Source organism: Enterococcus ureilyticus, assembly GCF_001730315.1.
Lineage (GTDB): Bacteria > Bacillota > Bacilli > Lactobacillales > Enterococcaceae > Enterococcus_L > Enterococcus_L ureilyticus.
Genome location: NZ_MIKC01000005.1, coordinates 80,647 through 100,674 on the forward strand (window position 1 = coordinate 80,647; position 20,028 = coordinate 100,674).

Annotated in this window: 17 protein-coding genes and 1 riboswitch; of the genes, 2 read left to right on the forward strand and 15 right to left on the reverse strand. The window is 37.3% G+C overall.

Annotated features, from left to right (window positions below):
- Positions 1–3: 3 nt before the first annotated feature.
- From gcvH to BCR24_RS04205, 7 genes are all read right to left on the reverse strand, one after another.
- The gene (gcvH, locus tag BCR24_RS04175) at positions 4–387 is read right to left on the reverse strand and encodes a glycine cleavage system protein GcvH (RefSeq protein WP_069639311.1); all 384 of its coding nucleotides are present in this window, start codon (positions 385–387) and stop codon (positions 4–6) included.
- A gap of 24 nt (positions 388–411) precedes the next feature.
- Entirely contained in the window at positions 412–1,497 is a 1,086-nt protein-coding gene (gcvT, locus tag BCR24_RS04180) for a glycine cleavage system aminomethyltransferase GcvT (RefSeq protein WP_069639312.1), read from the reverse strand.
- Positions 1,498–1,602: 105 nt separating this feature from the next.
- A riboswitch (glycine riboswitch) is annotated at positions 1,603–1,694 on the reverse strand.
- Between the two features lie 20 nt (positions 1,695–1,714).
- Positions 1,715–2,713 carry a linear amide C-N hydrolase gene (locus tag BCR24_RS04185; protein ID WP_069639313.1) on the reverse strand — a complete coding sequence of 333 codons (999 nt, stop codon included), beginning with the start codon at positions 2,711–2,713 and terminating at the stop codon, positions 1,715–1,717.
- Between the two features lie 36 nt (positions 2,714–2,749).
- On the reverse strand, positions 2,750–3,949 hold the full coding sequence (locus BCR24_RS04190) for an MFS transporter (protein ID WP_069639314.1): 1,200 nt from the start codon (positions 3,947–3,949) through the stop codon (positions 2,750–2,752).
- A 195-nt stretch (positions 3,950–4,144) separates the two neighbouring features.
- Entirely contained in the window at positions 4,145–5,026 is an 882-nt protein-coding gene (gene rsmA / locus BCR24_RS04195) for a 16S rRNA (adenine(1518)-N(6)/adenine(1519)-N(6))-dimethyltransferase RsmA (protein ID WP_069639315.1), read from the reverse strand.
- Positions 5,023–5,619 (reverse strand): ribonuclease M5, encoded by a 597-nt coding sequence (gene rnmV / locus BCR24_RS04200; RefSeq protein ID WP_069639316.1) that lies wholly within the window; start codon positions 5,617–5,619, stop codon positions 5,023–5,025. The genes rsmA and rnmV overlap by 4 nt, the downstream gene beginning before the upstream one ends.
- On the reverse strand, positions 5,616–6,386 hold the full coding sequence (locus tag BCR24_RS04205; protein ID WP_069639317.1) for a TatD family hydrolase: 771 nt from the start codon (positions 6,384–6,386) through the stop codon (positions 5,616–5,618). Before BCR24_RS04205 ends, rnmV begins: the two co-directional genes overlap by 4 nt.
- A 152-nt stretch (positions 6,387–6,538) precedes the next feature.
- Between BCR24_RS04205 and BCR24_RS04210 the strand changes: the two genes are divergently transcribed.
- On the forward strand, positions 6,539–8,713 hold the full coding sequence (locus tag BCR24_RS04210) for a HelD family protein (RefSeq protein ID WP_069639318.1): 2,175 nt from the start codon (positions 6,539–6,541) through the stop codon (positions 8,711–8,713).
- Between the two features lie 141 nt (positions 8,714–8,854).
- Entirely contained in the window at positions 8,855–9,445 is a 591-nt protein-coding gene (locus BCR24_RS04215; RefSeq protein ID WP_069639319.1) for a hypothetical protein, read from the forward strand.
- A gap of 195 nt (positions 9,446–9,640) precedes the next feature.
- On the opposite strand, the gene BCR24_RS04220 is transcribed toward BCR24_RS04215, so the two are convergent.
- The 8 genes from BCR24_RS04220 to sapS form a co-directional block, all read right to left on the reverse strand.
- Positions 9,641–10,000, reverse strand: a complete 360-nt coding sequence (locus tag BCR24_RS04220) for an HIT family protein (protein WP_069639320.1) — start codon at positions 9,998–10,000, stop codon at positions 9,641–9,643.
- 159 nt (positions 10,001–10,159) lie between these two features.
- On the reverse strand, positions 10,160–11,392 hold the full coding sequence (locus BCR24_RS04225) for a hypothetical protein (protein WP_069639321.1): 1,233 nt from the start codon (positions 11,390–11,392) through the stop codon (positions 10,160–10,162).
- Positions 11,393–11,619: 227 nt separating this feature from the next.
- Positions 11,620–13,629, reverse strand: a complete 2,010-nt coding sequence (gene metG, locus BCR24_RS04230; protein WP_069639322.1) for a methionine--tRNA ligase — start codon at positions 13,627–13,629, stop codon at positions 11,620–11,622.
- Positions 13,630–13,786: 157 nt separating this feature from the next.
- Positions 13,787–14,968, reverse strand: coding sequence for an NAD(P)-dependent malic enzyme (locus tag BCR24_RS04235; protein WP_069639323.1), 1,182 nt, complete (start codon positions 14,966–14,968; stop codon positions 13,787–13,789).
- 32 nt (positions 14,969–15,000) lie between these two features.
- Positions 15,001–16,365, reverse strand: a complete 1,365-nt coding sequence (fumC, locus tag BCR24_RS04240) for a class II fumarate hydratase (protein WP_069639324.1) — start codon at positions 16,363–16,365, stop codon at positions 15,001–15,003.
- Positions 16,366–16,499: 134 nt separating this feature from the next.
- On the reverse strand, positions 16,500–17,888 hold the full coding sequence (locus tag BCR24_RS04245; protein ID WP_069639325.1) for an amino acid permease: 1,389 nt from the start codon (positions 17,886–17,888) through the stop codon (positions 16,500–16,502).
- An 83-nt stretch (positions 17,889–17,971) separates the two neighbouring features.
- Positions 17,972–18,835: a GRP family sugar transporter gene (locus BCR24_RS04250; RefSeq protein WP_069639326.1), complete on the reverse strand. Its 864-nt coding sequence runs from the start codon at positions 18,833–18,835 to the stop codon at positions 17,972–17,974.
- A 155-nt stretch (positions 18,836–18,990) separates the two neighbouring features.
- Entirely contained in the window at positions 18,991–20,016 is a 1,026-nt protein-coding gene (gene sapS / locus BCR24_RS04255; protein ID WP_069639327.1) for a two-component system sensor histidine kinase SapS, read from the reverse strand.
- Positions 20,017–20,028 lie beyond the last annotated feature (12 nt).

The following is a 20,028-nucleotide window of genomic DNA, read 5'->3' on the forward strand; positions in this document are numbered from 1 at the left end:
TCATTATGCCTCCTCAGCTTCTTCACAGAATTTTTTATATTCCTCAGCACTTAGCAAGTCTTCGATTTCGTCTACCCCTTCCACTTCAATTAACCATGACTCTAACGGTGCTGAATTGATCAACTCAGGACTGTCCAAAAGCTCTTCATTGACTGCTGTCACTGTAGCTGTGATTGGAGAATACGCTTCTGAAACAGCCTTGACAGATTCAATATCTGCAAACGATTCACCCTTGGTAACATCGTCACCCTCATCTGGTAAATCAATAAAAACGATATCACCTAATTGATCTTGTGCATAATCAGACAGACCGATTTTTACTTTATCTCCATCAAAAAGTACCCACTCATGTGATTTTGAAAACTTCAATTCCATAGCTTTTGTCATAATAAACGACTCCTTCTTTTTCAATTATTTTTTTACAAATGGTAGTGTGACAACTTCTGCTTTAATTTTTTTGCCTCTAACCTCAACTTCTATGGGAGAACCAATTTCTACACTATTTTTCTCAACTAAAGCCATTGCACAGGCTTTACTAATGAATGGACACATGGTGCCTGAGGTGGTCTGCCCGATTTTCTTATCATTAAAATACACATCAGCTCCTTCACGAACAATTCCTCGATCCGTTAACTGCAGACCGATTCGAGTAATTTTAGGTTCCCCTTTGTCAATGAGCGCTTTTTTGCCGATAAAATCTTCTTTTTTCATCTTGACGGCAAAATTTAAATCCGTTTCAAGAGGAGTAATTTCTTCTGTCATTTCATGACCATAAAGCGGCATCCCAGCCTCTAACCGTAACGTATCACGAGCTCCTAAGCCGCAGGGAATGATGTCATATTCTTGACCCGTTTCCAGTAATAAATTCCATAATTTGATTCCGTCTTCTGGTTTACAGTACAATTCATACCCAAATTCTCCGGTGTAACCGGTTCGTGATAATAGACACGTCACACCGCCTACATCCGCATTTTCAGTAAAGCTATAATATTTTTTAGGAATCTCTTCTTCTTTCGTTCGTTTTTCAATCATCTCTTTGGCAAATGCGCCTTGCAATGCAATTTGAACAAATTGATCCGATTGATCCGAAAATGCCACTTCACCAAATAAGTGTTCTTTCATCCATGCAACATCTTTTGCTCTATTCGCTGCATTGACTACTAATAAATATTTTTCATCGCTACATTTATAAACGAGTAGATCATCGATCACACCGCCGTTTTCATTACACATCAAGGTATATCTAACACGACCTACTTCTAAGTTACTAAAATCATTGGTTAACAAATAGTGCAAATTCGCTAAAGCATCTTTTCCTTCATAAACGACCTCTCCCATATGGGAAACATCGAATAATCCTACTTGATTTCGAACAGCTAAATGTTCTTTGATCACACCGCTGTCTTTGTACTGAACAGGTAGTGTGTAGCCAGCAAATGAAACCATTTTTCCACCGGCTTCAAGATGTGCGTCATATAAAGGTGTTTTTAAATCCATCTTTTCTACTCCTTTGCTTCTGTGTATTTTTAGTACTTAACCAATGACACCTCCAAGCTATCTAAACTATATAAAAAAACAGAGGAACAGGCATCTTAAAAAAATGCTAGTTCCTCTGTAAAAAACCTGAGAGATTCGTCTTCCTCTTGAAGAGTTGCTCCTTCGGTGCTATGACTAGTCTCTCCCGTAATTCTCTTCCATCAACTTTATTTTAGGTCTATTTTTCGTTCTTTTTAGGCATTGAATAATATTGTTGTTCCCTCTTTAATTCAAAATACTGAGGTACAGAATTATCTAATCTACCGGCTTTTAATGACAAGGTTTGGATTCTACGATTTTCATACAAATGAATATACAGTTGCTTTTCCTTACTATCGTAGGCACTGGTATATTGGGTGTACTGCACATCCGTCTGTGAACTGACTTTCACAACTCCTTTAGGAATATCAAAGCTATCTAAAATATGAAAAATTTGTTCTATTACCTGTTCATCATCTACTTTTTCAGAAAAGTGTTTTAGATAGGCTGCACGAATAAAACGAGATTGTGGAGTAAAATCGCCTGGGATTCCGCGCAAACCAGATCCTTTACCATTTGAAAACACATAAAGATTATCCATCTGAATAGCTGGTGCGATCATGTCACTAAGTCCTACGTAATTTTGAAGATTGGTTAAATGCCAGTCAAATTTTGGGCTGTTCGTAAAAACTCCCACAGGATTATCATATATTTCATAGCCGCCTTCAATCGATGGTTCTACAACGATCGACGCACCAGATTCATCTTGGAAAACGTAGTGCTGCGGAATGCCAACCTGATTGTCAACAATTGCAATCGCTGTCTCTTGATTGACTCGCTCTTTTATTGCCGCAACTGATGCATAATTTGTTAAGGCATAGGTCACAAATTCAGCGCCAGCCAATGGCAATTTTCCCATCTTGCGAATTTCATCCGATTCAACATAGCGATTATCATTGCCGAAATAAAAAGAACCGCCCATTAATCCTTTTTCATTCACTCCGTCTACTAATAATGGATTACCAGCTAGAGCTATACCCATTGCAGCAAAATGTGTCCTATAATGATCCAATGATGTACTTAGATCATAATTTTTAGGGATAATCGCACCGTCGTAATCCAACAATACATTAAATTCTTGTGTCCGTCCCCAATAGCTGTTCCCTAATTTAGATTTCACTGTGATTCCCGTACACATCTTCTCACACCCTTTTACTTTTTTCAAAATTCTGAATTAAGATTTCTGATTTTTTTGAATCAATAACGTAATCCCCCCAGAAACAACGAATGAAACGCCAATAAATAAAAATGAACTGAAGAAGCCGCCATTAGAAAATTGAATCAATGCCCCAATAATAGTCGGCGCCACAAACCCACCTGAAACACCAATCGCATTGATCGTCGCATATTTAGCAGAAACTTCATCTGAAGGGAATATTTTAACTGGAATGCTCATTAGCGTCGCAAAAGCTAAACTAGCAAAAGCCACCGCACAAGCTAATGAAATCATGCTCATGAAGAATGATCCGACAACTGAAACTAGAAGAGCAAAAAGTCCGCCACCTATCGTTGCGACAAAAATCACCTTTTTTTCTTTTCCAATAAAATATTTATTGACCATAACCCCGCCTAACATCGCTGCCACCATTGTGAAAAAGCCAATAACTGCCGTTACATAAGCCGTTTGAGTTAGAGCCAGTCCGTGCGCTTCGACTAGATAAGTCGCCATCCAGCCATTTAGCCCATAAATTGCAGCATTGATGAAAAACGCTGCAAATATCAAAATCCAAACATTTTTATCCTGTAATACTTCTCTGAATGAAATCGTGCGCTTATTTTTTAAATGCTCTTTTACTCCACCAAATTCTTTAGGAATCACAACATACATCAATACTGCAATCAAAAGAACCACCGCCCCTAAAATATAATAAGTCCTATGCCAACCAACTTGAAGTAAAAGTGGCGCAATCAGTAAGGGACCAACAATTGCCGCAAAACCTGATGAAGCGATCATAGTCGATTGTGCCGGCCCACGTTTTTCTATTGGCAATTCTTGTGAAATGAACGTGCTGACAGAAGACGGATAACCCGAATGAGCAACCGCACCTGTCATGAAACGAACTAAAAGCAAATACAATAAAGAAAAGCCAAACCCGAATAAAAATAGAAAAATTCCTACTAAAAAAACGGAGATGATCATCATTTTTCTCGTACCAATCTTACTTGATAAATACCCAAAAGGAATTTGAAAAACTGTATACCCTAGAAAAAAGGCGCTCAACACCAAACCCTTTTGCTGCGGATCAAATCCTAAATCATTTGCAATCGTCACCAGTGACATACCAATTGTTGTTTTATCGATATAAATACATGTGTATCCTAAAAAAATAGCCGCCAGCATCCAATGAATATTTCTCGTCTTCTTATTTTCCATATTTTCACTCCTAATAAAAGAAAGCGCTTTCTATTTATGATTATCCTTGATATTCAGAAAAAGTCAATAACTGAAAGCAATTATTTTACATAAAGTTAAAATAAATTATTTCGATAGACTTCTATACGTCTACTATCAAAAAGAGAGTGAGAAAAGTTATCAACTTTTCTCACTCTCTTTTTGCTTAGTACAGAGTTAACGATTTTTTTCCAATGTATTACTTAGACGTCCAAATTCTTCTAATGACAATGTTTCACCACGACGTGATGGGTCAATTTCCGCTTCGGATAAGCTTTGGGTTAACCATGCTTTTGTCTCATCATCTTTACCATAGTAATGGATCAGGTTATTCCATAGTGTTTTACGACGTAACTGGAAAGACGCTTTTGTTAATTTGAAGAATTCTTTTTCATTTGTTACCTCAACGGCTGGTTTGTCACGTTTAGTTAATTTGATGATGGCAGAATCAACATTTGGTTGCGGGATAAAGACCGTTTTCGGTACAATAAACGCGATACTTGCTTCCATAAAGTACTGGACTGCGATTGATAGCGAGCCATAAGCTTTTGTTCCGGGTTTTGCTGAGATTCGATCTGCGACTTCTTTTTGCATCATAACGATCATTTCTTGGACATCTAAATCAGATTCTAAAAAGTGCATCATGATCGGTGTTGTAATGTAATAAGGTAAATTGGCAACAACTTTGATTGGACGCTCTTCTTTAAAAACTTCTTTGGTTGTACCGACTAAATCGGCTTTTAGTACATCATTATGGACAACTGTGACATTTTGATACGGACTCATTGTCTCTTCTAAAACAGGAATCAGGCGATCATCGATTTCAAAAGCTAAGACTTGGGCTGCGTTTTTGGCTAGCTGTTCTGTTAAAGCCCCAATACCAGGACCTACTTCTACTACATTAGTATGGGTATCGATTCCTGCTGTTTCAACGATTTTGCGTAAAATATTTGGTTCGGTTAAAAAATTTTGTCCTAAACTTTTTTTGAATGAAAAGCCATGTTTCTTCAAAATTTCTTTGGTTCTTGAAGGAGTGGCGATTTCTTTGTACTCTGTCAAATTGATTCCTCCGATTTTTCACTAGGTAATTCGTTTATATTATGCATTGCCTCTATCAATTCTTTTTCTGTGATACGAAACATTTTCAAGCGTTTGGTCAATTGCTTGCTATTGGTATAACCAATGCGCAATTCATCTCCTAATTTTTCACGACGTTCTTTTGCACGAGCTCCCGCTATTAAACCATATTCGATCAAGGTTTGTCTAGCTATTTCTTGGTAATCATCTGATTCAATAATAGGCGTCACTACTTTTTCTAGTGCTTCTAAAATCGCTTCATCACTGGCATGTTCCACACCTAAGCTATTCCCTCTTTTTTTAGGGGCAGCAAGTTGTCGTGAGAGAAACGCATGCTGGGCATCGGGAACAACTTCCATGATCGTTTTACGAATTTTTTCACCTGAAAAATCTGGATCAGTGAAAATGATCACGCCGCGTGTTTCTTGTGCATGCTCGATTTGTTCTAGAATATCCTCATTGATTGCTGAGCCAATCGTTTCGATCGTATCAGCATCCACAACTTCTTGGATACGTCTGGTATCGTCTTTTCCTTCAACGACAATAATTTCTTCAATTCTCAATTTGTCTGTCATTTATCTAACCTAAATAAGCGATGAGCATTCGTAGTTGCTTGCTTCGCAATTTCTTCAAATGGGACTTCTCGTAATTCTGCGATTTTCTCTACTACATAACGGGTATAGCCTGGTTCGTTACGTTTGCCTCGGTAGGGAACAGGTGCTAAATACGGTGCATCAGTCTCGACTAATAAACGATCTAACGGCACTGCTTTGGCTACTTCTTGCACTTCTAAAGCTTTCTTGAACGTTACAACGCCACTTAGAGAAATATGCATGCCCATTTCTAAAAATTTTGCCATCCACTCAGGGTCACCACTAAAGCTATGCATGATTCCGCCAATATCACGAATATCTTCTTCTTTTAAAATCTTGTATGTGTCTTCCATCGCATCCCGTGTATGAATACTGATTGGTAAATTCATTTCTTTGGCGATTGCGATTTGACGTCGAAACACACGATCTTGAACCTCTTTTGGATCTTCCATCCAATAATAATCTAAACCGATTTCGCCAAGTGCGACTACTTTAGGCGTGGTTAATAATTGCTGAATTTTTTTCTCGATTTCAGGTGTATAGCTCCCTGCTTCTGTTGGGTGCCATCCGATAATACTTTGGATTTCTTTATATTGTTGGCTAAGCTCCAGAGATTTTTCGATCGTTGGTGTATCAAAACCAACCACCGCCATCTCCGTTACACCTAATTCTTTCGCACGTTGAATTGTTTCTGGAATATCTTCATTAAATTGTTCTACATTTAAATGGGTATGAGAATCAAAAATCAAGTAAACCCCTCCTCTGTCTTCTATACTTTATCACATTTTAACCAAAATCTGAATGGACAGCACTGATAAATTATCAGCTTCTTATAATTGCTTTATTCAACAAAATAGCTTATACTATTCGGTCACGGCAATTTATGTCAGGAGGAACCCCTATGTCAAACGAGCTTACACAAGAAACCCAGCATCTGCACCAAGTTTACGAGGAATTGACCCAAGCAAAAGATGTCTATCAAACCGCTATTGATGATGTTAATATGACAGGACAATCAGTATTAGACCAATTTAGCGGTGATACTAAACTAAATTTCGACAGTTATTCTGATAACTTAGAGACATTTGCCGTAATGGAAATGAAAAATAGAGAAATCGATCAATTAAATTTGCAGCAGGCAACTGCGGCTAAACAATTAGAAAAAGTCGAACGCCTACTTCAAGTCCCTTATTTTGGAAAAATCGATGTGACTTTTTTAGATGATGGTGCGGATCGTGACGTTTTTTATATCGGCATGAATGATTTTACCAATTTGGATGGAGAATCACGAATTTACGACTGGCGTTCACCGATTGCTTCTCTTTTTTACAATAATGTTTTAGGCGACAGCAATTATCATGTCAGCAACAATGAAATTCCTGTTACCTTAAATTTGAAAAGACAATTGATCCTTGAAGAAGATCGTTTGATCAACTTTTTTGATACCAGCCTTGCGATTCAGGATGATATTTTACTTCATACACTTGAGGCTGATTCTTCTCAATATATGAAAGATATCACGACGACGATTCAACAAGAGCAAAATGAGATCATCCGTGATGAAAGTCATCCCTTGCTTTTAGTCAATGGCATCGCCGGCAGTGGGAAAACGTCTGCAATCATGCAACGGATTGCTTATTTACTTTATAATCATCGGACTAAAATCACTGCCGATGATATTTTACTGCTTTCTCCTAATTCAACTTTTATTGACTATATTTCTCAAGTATTGCCAAATTTAGGGGAGCGGAATCCCATGAATTTGACGTTGCTGCAATTTCTTAAATTTACCTTTCGGGAAAAAGCACCCATTGAAAGTGAATCAGCTTATTTTAAACGAATCACTGCTGAACAAGTCGCTACCAAACAAAGAGTGATTCAGTCACAGAAATTTGTGGACTTCATTCAATATTTTCAAGATGCATCTCTCATTCAACAATCGCTATTCCAACCAATTTTATTCAAACGAAAAACACTATTTTCTGCTGAATTGATTTTTGGTTTATATCAAGAAACCCCAACGAATTTATCGATCAGAGATCGACTTTCTGCAACAAAGGAAAAGCTTTCAAGTTTGTGGAATCGTTATTTGATCAAGCAAGCGAAATCGAAACAAATGATTGATCAGATGCAAGACTTAACTGAAGCAGAACAATTACGCTATTTTGACATGACTTTTACAGAAGAAGATGAGGAACAATTAGCAGAATTTGCCCTTCAACGATTGCAACAAAAATACCGCAAAGTAGTGACTGCGATTGCTGATTTTACTTGGTTTGATCAATGGTTACTTTTTGAAGCATTGTATCAACAGTATCAGCAAGAGACGTATGAACGAGTAACGACCGCCTATACGGCAGATGAAGTCGTAATTTTGTTATTGCTCAAAGATACATTTATTGAAGATTTATCGAATCGACAAATGGCGTTTATTTTGGTAGATGAAGTACAAGATTATACTGAAGCTCAAATTCTTTTATTGCTTAAATTATTCCCGCAAGCGAACTTTACTTTAGCTGGAGATGAAAATCAGGCGATTTTTAATACATCGATCAGCTTTATGGCACTGAAAGAGTTGTTATCCGCTTCCAGTCGTTCTGTTACTTCGTATCAATTATTGAATAGCTATCGCTCAAGCAAAGAAATTACACAGCTATTCCAAACGTTAGTGACAAATCATGAGAAACTCAAGATTGTTTCTATCCGAAAAGATGGCGAAAAACCGACTTTTATTTCATGTAAAGATGAAGCGAGTTATCTAAATACTCTTATTTCTATTTTAGATTCATTGGCACAGAAAGAAGATACTGTAGTGATTACCAAAACAGCGTCCGAAGCAGCATTATTGAAACAGCAGCTTCTACAAAAAAATAGTGCTTTTGATGCCCTAATTCTTTCGATTGATATGGCAAAAGGGCTTGAATTTGATAATGTGATCATCCACGATCCTTCTACCGTACGTTATGGGACAACTGAAAGAGAGAAGAAAATTCTTTATACAGCAATTTCTCGGGGGATGAAACAGGTATTTCTACCTTATATCGGGGAGATTTCTGAGTTGCTTGCCTCTAAGTAATATTAAAAACGAATCCATGCTACTTAATGAATTCTTAAAAACATCAGGCTAAAACAACCGACTTTAGCCCGATGTTTTTTTATCTATTCAGCAGTAAACTTAATTCCAGTCTAATTTTCAATTTGATAGGAGTGAGTGCTTTTGAAAAATTTCTTCGAAGATTCTGACTTTCTGAAATCAACGATTCAAAAAAATGTTACGATCCAGAGGAAGCCTCAAGTTAATACAGTTTGGCATTGGCTTTTATTGATTCTGTTCGGTTTATTGGCCTATGGAACGATGACACAGCAATTTCTGCTGATTGCTCTTTTTATTGTGATTGCAGCAATTGTAAAGGGACCCTTGATGATTTTATGGGGAGCTATTTATGCCACCTTGGTTGCATTTTTTCCACCACTAGGAATTGTGTTATCCATTGTATTTTTTTTGATCAATCTTGGAACGATTGCTAAAAGTTGGCGTATTTCATTGACGAGTGCCTATTTTTATTTGGTCCCGCTGATTGGTAGTATTTTTCGCTTTGCCATAAAAAATGAGTCGCACTATGCTGTTCTAACTTTTGTAGCTCTTGGTATCTTAGGCCTACATTTTTTATTAAACTGGTTATATAAATACAATAGCTTGAGCCGAACTTTGGCTTGGTCGATCATCAGTGTTCCTTATGCGATTTTGATCATGCTTTTACCCGCTCGTTTCCACAAATTTAAATCAAATAAAAAATTAAGATTTTAGTTGATGATAGGCATAAACAGCCAAAATAAACAGCACTTTTACTTAGGAAGTGCTGTTTATTTTGGCCGTTTAACTCAACCCAATAGCACGGAACCATTTTTGTAATCTCTCCTCTGTCAACTCATTTCGTAATTGAATACATCTGTTCATCTAATAACGTTACTTCCTTTAAAAGCATGCTACTTCACTCCTATTTTAATAATTTTGTTTTGTAGGAATCACACCTCTTACTCCGCCTTTAGGATTCTCTAGATCGCCAACATATCTAGGAATTAGATGGATATGACAATGCATAATACTTTGACCAGCATATACACCACAGTTGGTCCCAATATTATATCCTACGGGTTGATAGTTTTTTTCTAGTAGTTGTTTCCCTGCTTGAATCAGTTCCTCGACTGCTTGTTTTTCCACTTGTGATAAATCGAAATAGTCACTTCTATGATTTTTAGGTATGATCAACAAATGTCCTTCATTCACAGGAAATTTATCATAAAATGCTCCAGCTAATTCATTTTCTAAAACAAAATCCGATATCTCGCAAAAAATACACATCGTACTCCTCCTTTGAACTGAAACTCTAGTTACTCAAGTAAATTTTCTGTCCCCTGATCGTTTACACAATGACCGTTCTATCGTAATAGAAAAAGCGATAGCTTTGTACAAATCAAATCACTGATTTGATTGTAGAAGCTACCGCTTATTTATGATCTTTTAAATGGTTCCCGCTTCTAGCGCTTTGTCTAGTGCTTCATTTAATTTTTTCATTTGTTTGTCGTTGAAAATTTCTTTCGCCTCTTCACGTGCTTCATTAGCTTTTGCTTCGGTGACGGCACTTGGATTGGCTTCGATTTGTTCGATCATTGCATCTAATTGAGCATCGATCAGCTCTTGCATATCTGGATCATCTTTTAAATCACTGTAATCATATATATCATCTTCTAACTCGAAATCCGAATCGTCCGAAATAGTTCCAGTGATCTCTGCTAAAATTTCTTCCAACTCATCTTGGCTGATGATTTCTTTTTTACTTGGTATTTTGATTTTTGCACTATTTTTTTGTGGTTTTACTGAGATTGCCATGACCATAGTCATGGACGCTGCATCTTCATCAGTTGCTGCAATAGCAATTTCTGTATCAAAGGCTTTTGTTTTTTGATTGATACTGACCTTTATATCCATTTTGTCCATGTCTTTTTTCAGTGATTTGATGGCATCTTTCATTTCTATCGCATCATCTGATTTTTTGTAGTCTTTGTCTTCTTTGGCAACTTCATCGATTTTTTCCATCATTCTAATAATTTCTTTTTTAGTAAAGGTATGTGTGATAACATCCTTATCTTTTTTAAACGAATCTTTATCGAAGCTTTCAATTAATTTTTTCATTTCGCTTCCCATTTTGGACTCTTCCATATTTACAAAAGTTTTATCCTTCAATGGCTTCGTTTTCTTGTCTAATTCACCTGATGAAAGTGTATCACCAGCTTCAGCAATATCAATATATTTTCCTTTTAGTTTATTCAAATCGCTTTTACTAAGCTCAAAGGGATAACCAAATGAATTGGCTAAATCCAACAATCCAGAGACAAAACTAGTAGACATATAGTAGTTCTCTTTATTTCCGACGAATTGGAATGGTAATTTTTCACCAAACAAATTTGCTGTAATTTCCATTTCCACCGTATCTTTTTTCTCATCGACCGCATAGCTTCCATCAATACTCATATCTTTCAGTTGACTAGCAAACATTTTGACATAGGCGCCGCCTTCATCCCCATCATACGTTAAATCCTTGATCTTCATTTCAAAACTTGCTGCATTATACTCTTGTCCTTTAGAGCTAAACATGGTATTAGTAAATTCTTTTCTAGGATCTGATCCACATGCTGCTAATAACAAAATCACTACACTTGTGATGATCCCCAACAGATACTTTTTCACTTTCATCCAACATTCTCCTTATTTCCAATTCAATTATTTTGTTCTATCATAATGATACAATAAAATAAGTTTATTTGATATAATTTTTATCGATATTATTTTTTTGCTTATATTTATATAAAATCATCCTTGCCTTTTTGTAAATAATTAAAAAAAAAGAAACAGCTAATTCTATGTAAGATAACTCTTAGCATAGAGGCTGTTACTCTTCTTTATATGTTCTACTGTTTTAATTAGGCAATGCTTGCCCCGTTCGGCATATCTTTCGGTGCGTCAACGATCTGTAGTTTACCTTCTGGTGATTCAGCGGAAAGAATCATTCCCTGACTGATCTGACCACGCATTTTTCTTGGTTTTAAGTTCGCTACAATCACGACTTTTCTACCGATCAATGCACTTGGGTCTGGATAAAATTCAGCAATTCCAGAAAGGATTTGACGATCTTGTTCATCACCAGCATCTAAGCGGAATTGTAATAATTTATCTGCACCTTTGACTTTTTTACAATCAATGACTTCAGCAACTTTTAATTCTACCTTGTCGAAATCCTCATACTTGATTTCTTTTTCTTTCGTTGAAATAAGCTCTGTTTCTTCTGGATTCCATTTGATTTCTTCTGTCGTTGTTTGGGCGTTTTGCGCCATTTTCTTTTGAATGTAGAGAACTTCCGTGTCAATCTCTAAACGAGGGAAAATTGGGGTCCCTTTTGCAACAACTTTAATATCTGTTGGAAACTCACCAAAATGGATGGCTTCCATATTCATTGTTTCCGAATCTAACCCTAATTGTTCAAAGATTTTTTTGGGTGTTTCAGTCATCACTGGTTGTAAAAGGATCGCTACAATCCGTAAACTTTCAGCTAAATGGACCATCACACTATCTAATTCATTTTTCTTTTCTTCATCTTTTGCTAGAACCCATGGTTGTGTTTCATCAATATATTTATTGGCACGTGAAATCAATGTCCAAACCTCAGCAATTGCCGTATTGAATTCCATTTTTTCCATTGATTCATGATATTTTCCGATTACATTTGCCGCAGTTGTAGATAATTCACTATCAAAAGGCGTTACTTTTGAGGCATAGGTCGGAACCTGTCCTTCACAATATTTATTGATCATTGCAATCGTACGATTTAAAAGGTTACCTAAGTCGTTCGCCAAATCGTAGTTTAAACGAGAAACAAAATCTTCTGGTGTGAAGACGCCATCACTTCCAAATGGAATCGCACGCAATAAATAATAACGTAATGCGTCTAAGCCGTAACGGTCGACCAAAATCTCAGGATAAACAACATTTCCTTTAGATTTAGACATTTTTCCATCTTTCATCAATAACCAACCATGTCCAAAAATTTTCTTTGGTAGTGGTAATTCTAACGCCATCAACATGATTGGCCAATAAATCGTATGAAAACGAACGATTTCTTTGCCGACCATGTGAACATTTGCCGGCCAATATTTTTTAAACAAGCTGTCATCTTCTGAGCCGTAGCCTAATGCGGTAATGTAATTTGATAATGCATCGATCCATACATAAACAACATGTTTTGGATCATTCGATAGAGGAATTCCCCAAGAAAATGTTGTACGTGAGACAGCCAGATCTTCTAAACCAGGTTTGATGAAATTGTTGATCATTTCATTTTTACGTGATTCTGGTTGGATAAATTCTGGATGTTCATTGTAATATGCTAACAAGCGGTCCGCGTATTTGCTCATACGAAAGAAATACGATTCTTCTTTTACCAATTCAACATCGTGCCCACTAGGTGCTTTACCACCGATCACTTTGCCTTCATCATCACGATACACTTCAGCTAGTTGTGTTTCAGTAAAGTATTCCTCATCTGACACAGAATACCAGCCTTCATATTCACCAAGGTAAATATCACCTTGTGCTAATAAGCGATTAAAAATTTGCTGAACAGCTTTTTTATGGTAATCATCTGTTGTACGGATAAACTTATCATAGCTGATATCAAGCGTTTTCCATAACTTTTGAACATCTGCCGCCATTTTATCGACATATTCTTTTGGTGTAACGCCTAATTCCGAGGCTTTATTTTCAATTTTTTGTCCGTGCTCATCCACACCTGTTAAGTAAAATACATCAAAGCCCATCAAACGTTTGTAACGGGCCATCGCATCACAGGCAATCGTTGTATAAGAATTGCCGATATGTAGTTGTCCGCTTGGATAATAAATCGGGGTGGTGATATAAAATGTTTCTTTTTCTGACATGTAGAAACATCCTCCTTCTAGCATTCTCTTGAAATTACTCCTAAATAGTATACCACACTTGGCTTTATTGAACTAGAAATCCTGTTATTTTCTCTAGATAAAAAAGTTCCACCTATTTTGCAAAAAACAATAGATAGAACTTTTTTGTCTTTTTTATCTATCTTCTTCTAATAACACCATCTTGTACTGCAGTTGCAGCAACTTCACGTATAATGACATCCACTAATTCTTGATTAAACGGTGAAGGAATAATGTACTCACTTGTAAGCTCTGATTCAGGAATGATTTCTGCAATTGCTTTTGCTGCCGCTAGTTTCATGTTTTCAGTGATTTTCGTGGCTCCCGCGACAAATGCCCCTTTGAACAAGCCTGGAAAAGCTAAGACATTATTGATTTGATTTGGATGATCTGAACGACCGGTTCCAACAACTGCCGCACCTGCATCGATCGCATCTTGATAATCGATTTCTGATTCCGGATTCGCCATTGGGAATACGATAGCACTTGGATTCATTGAAGCGACCATTTCTTTTGAGACTAATTTAGGCGCAGAAACACCGATAAACACATCAGCTCCAACCATCGCTTCTCCTAAAGAACCGCTAAAATTTTCAGGATTCGTGATTTCAATAATTTCTTTTTCTAAGAAATTCAGCGGTCTGTCCAGCGTTTTAGATAATGCACCATCTATATTAAATGCGATGATCTTCTTCACGCCAAAATGATGCAACATTTTTATAATTGCGCTACCAGCTGCGCCTGTTCCTGATACAACTACTTTTATTTCATCGACTTTTTTACCAACGATTTTTAGCGCATTGATCAATGCCGCAATCGTAACGATGGCCGTACCATGCTGATCATCATGAAACACAGGAATATCCAACTCTTCCATTAATGTCCGTTCGATTTCTACACAGCGTGGAGCGGAGATATCCTCTAGATTGATACCGCCAAATGTTGGAGCCATAGCTTTGATGATATTGATGATTTCTTTTGGGTCTTTCGTATCTAGACAAATTGGGATCGCATCGATTCCAGCAAATTCTTTAAATAATAAGGCTTTCCCTTCCATAACTGGCAATGCAGCTTTAGGACCAATATCACCTAGACCCAGAACTGCGGTACCATCCGTTACGACTGCAACAGTATTCCCTTTCCACGTATAATCGTAGACTTTATTTGGATTTTCATGGATTCTTCTACATGGTTCAGCGACTCCTGGTGTGTAAGCTAAAGATAGGGCCTCTTTTGTTTTTACTGTTACTTTTGAATGAATGTCGATTTTCCCACGCCATTGTTCGTGTGCTTTTAATGCTTCTTCATAAATATCTGCCATAATTTCCCCATTCCTTTCCAAATTAACGCTATTTATTGTCCTAACATCTGTTCTGGTATGACCCAACGTTCATATTCTTCTTCTGTCACTAATCCAGAAGATAGAGCGGCCTGTTTTAGCGTTGTATTTTCTTCGAAAGCCTTTTTCGCGATCTTCGCGCCATTATCATAACCGATATGAGGATTTAAAGCTGTTACAAGCATCAGCGAGCGTTCCACATATAAAGCCATTTTTTCCTGATCTGCTTTAATTCCGATCAAGCAATTTTGATCAAATGAACGCAATCCATCGGCCAACAATTCTATACTTTGGAGCAGATTATATGCTATTACTGGCATGTAGACATTTAATTCAAAGTTGCCTTGGGAAGCACCGATCCCAATTGTTGTATCATTTCCCATGACTTGGATTCCAATCATGGTCAATGCTTCACATTGCGTTGGATTGATTTTCCCAGGCATGATAGAGCTACCTGGTTCATTTGCAGGAATCGTGATTTCACCTAAGCCACTCCTTGGTCCACTTGCCATCCAACGAATATCATTAGCCATTTTCATCGCATTAGCAGCGAGCGCCTTTAATGCTCCTGAAGTAAAAACAACAGCATCCTTGCTTGCTAATGCATGAAATTTATTAGGATTTTCTATAAATTGATTATCTGTCTCTTCATTCAAAAAGTTAAAAAATAGTTGGATATATTCTTTTGACGCATTTAATCCAGTTCCTACCGCTGTGCCTCCTAACGCCAATTGTTTCAGTTCATGCAACGTCAACTCTAGCATCTGATAGCTATGTTCCAGACCAGAACGCCAACCACTGATTTCTTGTGCAAAAGTCACTGGTGTTGCATCTTGTAAATGAGTTCTTCCTATTTTTATGATTTTTTCATTTTCAGTTTCTAGTTTTTTCAGCGTTTGAATCATCTGCTCCATGACCGGGAATAGCTGCTGCTCAATCAACCGAACAGCGGCTACATGAATCGCTGTGGGGAAAACGTCATTTGAACTTTGAGACATATTGACATGATCATTGGGGTGCACGGTCATGCCAGTTTTAGCCGCTAAATAAGCAATGACTTCATTAACGTTCATATTGGTTTGAGTCCCACTGCCGGTCTGCCATAAAGAGAGCGGAAACTGTTCATCTACCTCACCTTTGATGATCGTATCTGCTGCGTGTTGAATTGCTTGACTGATCTGCATATTTAACTTCCCAGCTGCTTCATTGGCTTTAGCCGCATTCTTTTTTACCAGTGCTAGGGCTTGAATAAGCGCAATCGGCATTTTTTCGATACCAATATTAAAATTTTGACGGCTGCGTTCGGTTTGCGCTCCCCAAAGAGCATTTTTCGGGACTTGAATTTCTCCCATAGAATCCCTTTCAATACGATAGGACATGCTTTTGATCCTCTCCTTTTTTCATTATTTACTATCACTATACTGTAAACGAATCACGATTTACAGTAAAATTCCTTTATTCTAAAAAAAGACAGCAAAAAATCAGCAACCTTTTCGATCACTGATTTTGACGTTTAATGTTTAATTTTACCTTCATTACTATGTTTATAACCATAAGCAAAATAAATAACAAAGCCTAAAACCAAGGCTATTGCGAAAGCTTTCCAAGTTGCCGCCTGTAATTGCAGCATTAACCCAATACTAACGATGACTAATAAAATAGGAACAAGCGGGACAAAAGGAATTTTAAATTCTCCTGGTTTAGGATCACCGGCTACTTTTCTTAAACGAATAATGCCAATCGCCATAACGATCAAGTACATCAAAGTCACAATATTTGTCAACTCGGCTAATAATTCCATTGGGACTAGCCCTGCGAAAATCATGGTGCAACCCCCAGCTACATAAGTCGCATTTTTCGGTGTGCGTTTTTTTTCATCGATCTTACTCATAAATTTTGGCAATAAACCATCTTTACTGATGGCATAAATAATTCTAGCTAAACTGTACATCATGGAAATTGTCACAGTCAAAAGTGTTAAAATCGCCCCAACGGAAATGACACCTGCTACGCCATCGCGCTGTACAAAGCGCATCGCAAATGCGACAGGGTCTTTCACACCAAGAGCATCAAACGGTACGATTCCAGTTAAAACTAATGTCACGATCACATATAAAACAGTGGCTATAATGATCGAACCGATGATGCCTTTTGGAATATCTTTTTGAGGATTTTTTACCTCTTCTGCCGTCATGCTTACTGCATCAAATCCTAAAAAGGCAAAGAAAACCACAGCTGCACCACTTACTACACCTGAAAATCCAAACGGCATAAACGGTTGCCAATTATCAGGTTTCACATAAAAAATGCCGACGATTAAAAAGAGAGTAATAATGCCAAATTTAACAAATACCATCACATTATTTAACCGTAAAGCTGTTTTGGCTTCTAATGACACCCAAAAAGTAACTGCTAAAAGCACCAGCATCGCGATCAAATCAACATAAGTACCATTCGCTGGATTGTAGGCACCACTCAATGCCTTTGGAAAATCTACACCAAGGCTATTTAAAAAGCCATGAACATAACCTGACCAGCCTGAAGCTACAGAAGAAACAGCTAGAAAGAATTCACAAATCACTAACCAGCCTGTCATCCAAGCAACAAGTTCGCCAAACACAACATACATATAAGCGTATGGACCGCCGATTGCCGGAATCCTTGAGGCAAATTCCGCGTAACATAACCCGGCTAAGATAATTGCTCCTGCCGCAACTAAAAATGAAAGCGACAACGCAGGTCCTGCGTATTGTTCAGCCGCAACTCCTGTCACGACAAAAATTCCTGTTCCAACAATGGCACCGATCCCAAGCATGATCAGATCCATTGTTTTTAAATCCTTTTTCATTGCGCTTGGCTCACTTGAGACAGCCGTTAGCTCTTTTTTCCGAAACATCGACATTACTTTTCCTCCAATAAATCTATCCATTTTCTACTCTTAACCATTGCAAAATGTCCTCATAAAAATAAGCGTAAATAGGACATTTACGCTTTCATATACCCTAAAAGAATACCACCTAAAATAACGAATAGGCAACCAATAATGACATATCTCATTTCTTTTTTAGACTTGCGCTCACCAAGTAAGTAGATTCCGCCTAAAGTTGAAATAATAATGCCCATTTGGGACAGAGAGAAGCTGATTGCCAAACCAATTTGACGCATCGTCAACAACATACAAATATTTCCTAGCCCCCACAACAGACCACAAGTCATATTCGTCCAGACATAACGATCCAGCTTAACCTTCTTAAATGCAAAGAAACTCGCACCGATTACCATACCAATACTTTGAGGCAAAATGATTCCCATCGGATCAAGGCCAGCTGCGTTGATCATGATCGTATACGCACCATAACCAATTGTTGAAATAATTAATGCTCGTAACCCTTTGTTAAAATCAAATAGCTTATTCGTTGTTTCTACACCGCTGTCATCATCTTGTCGAGCCGTTAAATACGCCCCTAACACCAATAACCCAAGTGCAATAAATCCTAAAATAAAATCCCGACTACCTTTCCATTCATGAAAAAAAACCGCACCTGCAATCGTATTGACGATCAGCTGCATTCCTGTTGAAACAGGCAATCCTACAGACACACCTAAATATTTCATACCATGAAACTGCTGATTTTGCCCGACACTCCAAAATAAACCGGATAAAATACCAATCACGATCATCTGAATAGTGATCACTGGCTGAACAACAAAAAACACAACTATTGAAAAAATCAACGCACCTATGGTCATGCCTAAAGTCTGCTGATTCGCACTACCACCGATTTTACCACTGACAAGACCAATACTGCCCCAGGCAAACATTGGGATCAATGCTACTACTATTTCCATAATCTACTCCTATCAAAAGTATGATGTGTTCAGTCTAACAATAAAAGCGTTTACTATACAACTATAAGATAGGAAAATTTTGATAGATTTTTTCTCATTTAAAGATTTTAACATTCTTTTATTCGTTATTAGCACCTTACTTAGTATGTTAATGCTTATCTTCGCTCGTTAAAATAACTTAAAAATGGAAACAACAAGTAAATCGTCGTACCTTCTCCTTCAACTGATTCCATCGTCAATTGATGCCCTAACTTATCTGCAAGGCTTTTCGCCAAATATAGTCCTAAACCTGTTGAATGCTGTTCACTTGTCCGACCATTTTCACCTGTAAAGCCTTTGTCAAAAACCCGACGCTGGTCTTCTTTAGGAATTCCGATTCCTGAATCTTTTAAGGCTAACCAAGCACCTTCTTTGGTCTGTGAAAAAGTAACTGTAATCTCACCGCCAGCCGGTGTATATTTAATGGCATTACTCACTAATTGTTTGAAGATAAATGCGACCCACTTCGCATCAGTCAAAACTATTTGATCATCCCCTTCGATCGAAAAACGTAAATTCTTTTGAATAAAATAATTGCCTTGCGTGCGAATCACAGATTGGACGATTTCTTTTAGCGAATACTCCTGAATTAAATAATCTCTAGAAAAACTGTCTAAACGAGCATAATAAAGTACTTGTTCCACATATTCATCGATTTTGCTCAGCTCATTTTCAACTAAGTAGTATTTTTTTTCAGGTATATCATCTTCGATCGATTGCAAAATCAAATTGACTGCTGCTAAAGGAACTTTAATTTCATGAACCCATGAATCGATATAATCTTTTTGTTCCTGTTGATTATTGATTGCTTGTTGCATACCTTGCTGATGCTCCACTAACAAGCCATTGATATAATCCTGCACTAATTTTTCTTCTGATTTTGACGCTTCTCCTAGGTATTGTTGTAAAGAGGGCGGATGCTCCGTAATATCTAATGAGCGCCACCACCGTTTTTTTAAGGAATAATCGATCGTTAAAAACAAGAGTAAAAATAGTCCTTGTAATAACACGAGATACCCAATGATCGATGGATTCACAACCATATCAGGCGATAACCATAAAATAAAACAGGTCACTCCAATAAAAAATAGCCAGCCAATCAACAGAAGCCAATGATCTTTTAAATACTTATAAATCGTCATTTTCTTCTCCTA